General features: G+C 56.7%; 1 protein-coding gene. It reads right to left on the bottom strand.

What is annotated here, in order from left to right; translation table 11 throughout:
• Nucleotides 1-488, bottom strand: a 488-nt coding sequence (locus BBD46_RS22920; RefSeq protein WP_216094820.1) for a hypothetical protein, incomplete at its 3' end; no start/stop codon positions are given.
• Between the last annotated feature and the right edge of the window lie 96 nt (nt 489-584).

Raw genomic sequence — 584 nt, 5'->3', positions numbered from 1 at the left:
GAGATCGGTTCGCCATAGTGCCCCCAGTCGGTGGTCAGTCCGGCGTCGTACGCCCAGCGGTCGTGTGCTGGCTGTGTCTCAAAGAGTGCTCGTCGGGCCCGATACAACGCGGTCTGTGCGTCAGCGAGTGTCTGATAGAGCTGTTGACGATGCCACTGATCGAGTTGAGGGTCTCTTTCGGCCGCCGTCGAGACAACGTTCAGTTCAGTGAGTGCAATTTCGAGACTCCGGTAGGTGGTCTCTGGTTCGGTGGTGGATGCATCACTGTGGGTGCGGTCGTCATGGACGCAGTATTTTATTGCAGGACCAGTTGGTGGCTTGATCCGAACGATCTCTGCATCTTCGATGTCTGTGAGCAATCGCTTATCGTAGGGATTGAGCCCTGGTGCTGGAATGTCGACCCGGTCTGTTCTGTCGCCATCTCGTTCAACCTGTCTGTCGATCCAGAAGCGCCCAGAACACCCACAGAGGCTAGGTGGGACTACCACCCCAACATCGGTGACACGGAGCGGCCGAGTTGGTGGTATCATAACCGAAATCGTCTCTAATTCCCCGAGCGAAACCAGTCCCGTTGTCGTGACTTT

The sequence above is a fragment of the Natrialba sp. SSL1 genome, from assembly GCF_001861355.1.
GTDB lineage: Archaea > Halobacteriota > Halobacteria > Halobacteriales > Natrialbaceae > Natrialba.
This window is presented reverse-complemented; position numbering and strand designations above follow the sequence as displayed.